Genomic DNA, 3,598 nt, shown 5'->3' with positions numbered 1-3,598 from the left:
TCGGCGGACAATTCGTTTTGCAGGGCGATAATTTCGCTTAGCCTGCGGTTCTTCACTTCCTCAGGCACGTCGTCTTTCAAATGCCGGGCGGCATAAGTTCCGGGACGTTCGGAATATTTAAACATAAAGGCAAAATCGTATTGTACTTCCCGCATCAACGAAAGGGTCTGCTGGTGGTCTTCTTCCGTTTCCCCGCAAAAGCCGGCAATAAGGTCGGTGGAAATGGCACAACCGGGCAAAATGGTCTTAATGGCTTTGATGCGGTCGAGGTACCACTCGCGGGTATAGCCGCGGTGCATCAGCTCCAGCATCCGGCTGCTGCCGCTTTGTGCCGGCAGGTGAATACTTTTGCAGATATTGGGATATCTGGCCATGACATGCAGCACCTCATCGGTCATATCTTTGGGATGTGAGGTGGAGAACCTAACCCTCAGCTCGGGCGAAAGTTGTGCCGTCAGCTCCAGCAAACGGGGAAAGCCGGTTTCGTTTCCTTCTTCCTTCCAGTTGTAAGAATCAACGTTTTGGCCAATCAGGGTAACTTCTTTGTAACCAAGATCAATTAAACTGCGCACTTCATCCAGGATGGTCCGGGGATCGCGGCTGCGTTCCCCTCCACGGGTATAAGGCACCACACAGTAGGAACACATGTTGTTGCAACCCCGCATGATGGCCACAAAGGCGGATATTTTATTTTCAGCCAGGCGGACAGGGACAATATCGGCATAAGTTTCCTCCCTCGAAAGGATTACATTCACAGCCTTCTGGCCGCTGCCTGCAAGCTTCACCAGGCGGTCAAGATCGCGGTAAGCATCAGGGCCGGCAACCAGGTCAACAACCTTCTCCTCTTCCACCAAGCGGGCCTTCAGGCGTTCGGCCATGCAGCCAATAACCCCCACAACCAGTCCGGGCTTTTCCTTCTTCATCTTTTTGAAAGAAGCCAGCCTTCCGTATATCCTTTGTTCGGCATTATCACGGATAGAACAGGTATTGATCAGGATTAAATCGGCATCTTCCGCACTTCCAGTCAAAACATAACCGTCTTTCACCATGATGGAGGCCACCACCTCGCTATCGCTCACGTTCATCTGGCAACCATAGGTTTCAATATATAATTTCGGCTGTTTTTCCATATCCCTGTCCTGCATATTCAAATTTTCTCCTTTTACTTACCCAAAACTTTATAAAAAAAATTTATGCAAAAATAGTTTATTCCTTTCAATAAATTCACCATTAATCCTCTTTCGCCGTGACAATTTGTCTAATAATGACATATTAACGAATATAAAAGAATTATTTTTTATAACTTTGCATGCTTTTTAAGATCAGGAAAAAGCCAAAGTAGTTATTATTAAACCATTAACAAAAGTTAAATATTAGAATATGTCCGGACATAACAAGTGGTCGACGATAAAAAGGAAAAAAGGTGCATTAGATGCTAAACGATCAAAGATCTTTTCGAAGATCATCAAAGAAATAATGATTGCCATCAAAGAAGGAGGACCGGAACCTGACAATAATCCCAGGTTGAGGCTGGCCATCCAGAATGCCAAGGGTGTCAATATGCCCAAGGATAACATCCAGAGAGCCATCAATAAAGCAAAAGATTCATCTGCGCTCAATGAGGTCTCCTTCGAAGGATATGCTCCCAACGGAGTTGCCATATTCATCGAATGCCTGACCGACAATAACCAGCGTACGGTAAGTGCAATCCGTTCCACTTTCAGCAAAAGAGGCGGTAACCTTGGCGTAAATGGTTCTTTGAGTTTCCTTTTCGACAGAAAAGGGGTGATTACCATTCCCAAAGGGGACATTGACCTTGAAGATTTTGAACTTCAGGTGATAGATGCAGGTGTTGAAGATATTGACGTTGATGAAGACGCAATTGTGCTCACCACTTCTATGGAAGATTTCACCAAGGTTCAGAAGAAACTGGAAGAGATGAAAATTGAACCTGAAAATGCCGAACTGCGCCGTATACCTAATGACCTCAAAAAACTAGACCCGGCTGCCGGGGTTAAGGTGTTAAAACTTGTCGATGAGTTTGAAGATAATGATGATGTACAAAATGTATATCATAACCTCGACATTTCCGACGAAATCATTAAACTTTACGAAATAGAGGAACAATAAAAATATTTTCCTTGATGAAAAGCTGTCTTCATTTAAGGCAGCTTTTTTTGTTTCCATAGTCTGCCGGATTTATTGCGGCCTCTTAAACGCAAAAAGCCCCTTTTTCCTGCACAACAAAATAACCCAGGTGCAACAATTTGCATTCTGCAATCCATCTTTTCCTTTGCCATGCCGGGCATGAAGAATCAATAATAACTTTCGCAGGTTTTACAAAATGAATCATTTCGACCATTTTCATGCGAACTTTATTGGAAAGGACCAGATAATCCACTTCTGCCCTGCAGGCCGGAGCGCCATACTTTCTCCAGCTGCCCTGAGGAACAAGAATCCGGTACTTCGCAATAGTGGCAATGATTCCCAAAGGAGAATTGCTGCCATTTTTAAAATCCCCGGTTTCCTTCCCAAACGTAAGTTTTTCGGGAGGCTTCAACTGATGGTATATCCAGTTGTTTTTTATTGAAAAGGCATAGGCCTTTTCGTCGTGGTAAAAACTGCTGTCGGCAATAAGAACATCCTTTTCCCCATCTATAAAATGATAAACCGAAGTCCCGCGCACGTTGTACACGATAAATTCTTCAGAATGACTCAGAGAATAAGTACGTTCAACCCTTATAAACAACAAAAAAACAATTGCCAACAGGGAAAACTTCAGATATAATTTCTTCTTTGAAATAAAAAACAAGGAAAGCATAACAATTAAAAGGTAAAGAGCCAGTACTGCCGGTTCGTTAACCTGAATATTCCCGGACACAGAATGGGGCATGTGCTCAATAAAAAGCACCGATTGATTGACAGCATTTACAGAAAAGGACAAAATTTTCCCCAACCAGCCTGCCAGCCAGGTAAACGGCGAAAAAATAAACAGGGCAATGGCAACATAGATAATAACGTTGGTCAGCGGGATGATCAGCATGTTGGTCAGCAGGAAATAATTGGGGAACTGATGAAAGTAATACAGGGAAATAGGGAAAGTGCCCAATTGTGCAGCAATGGAAACAGCCACCAGCGACCATACCTTATCCATCAGCCAATTATCTGTATCTATTACAAGATAGATCTTCTGATAGATCAAAACGATGCTGATCACGGCTGCATAGGACAGCTGAAAGCTGACATCCATGATGAATAAAGGGTTAAAACACAGCAAAAGGAAAATAGAAGCAGCCAGGCTATTTAAAGTGTTTGAAGGCCTTTTTAACATATCAGAAACCACGATAAACGAAAGCATTATCGCCGACCGGATAATTGGCGATGACATACCCGACAATAAGGCATAAAACCACAACAGCAAAATGATAAGCACATTCTTAACCAGCTTACCTCCTTTCCGTTTATCCAGAAAAAACAACAAATAATTGACGAAAAGATAAACAATGCCTACATGCAGGCCTGAAACCGACAGCACATGCATGGCTCCTGAAGCTGCATAAGCCTGTACCAGGGGTTCATCAAGCTTGTCCCTGGCGCC

The 3,598-nt window shown here is 43.5% G+C and carries 3 protein-coding genes; 1 reads left to right on the top strand and 2 read right to left on the bottom strand.

Translation table 11 applies throughout. The features are described 5' to 3' along the window. A partial coding sequence (miaB, locus tag Q8907_14345; protein MDP4275452.1) for a tRNA (N6-isopentenyl adenosine(37)-C2)-methylthiotransferase MiaB occupies positions 1-1,145 on the bottom strand: 1,145 nt, incomplete at its 3' end. Between the two features lie 235 nt (positions 1,146-1,380). On the opposite strand from miaB, the gene Q8907_14340 reads away from it, so the two are divergent. Further along, positions 1,381-2,130, top strand: a complete 750-nt coding sequence (locus tag Q8907_14340) for a YebC/PmpR family DNA-binding transcriptional regulator (protein MDP4275451.1) — start codon at positions 1,381-1,383, stop codon at positions 2,128-2,130. A gap of 82 nt (positions 2,131-2,212) precedes the next feature. Here Q8907_14340 and Q8907_14335 read toward each other — a convergent pair. After that, the coding region (locus Q8907_14335) for a ComEC/Rec2 family competence protein (protein ID MDP4275450.1) at positions 2,213-3,598 on the bottom strand (1,386 nt) is incomplete at its 5' end.

Source organism: Bacteroidota bacterium (assembly GCA_030706565.1).
Lineage (GTDB): Bacteria > Bacteroidota > Bacteroidia > Bacteroidales > JAUZOH01 > JAUZOH01.
This window is presented reverse-complemented; position numbering and strand designations above follow the sequence as displayed.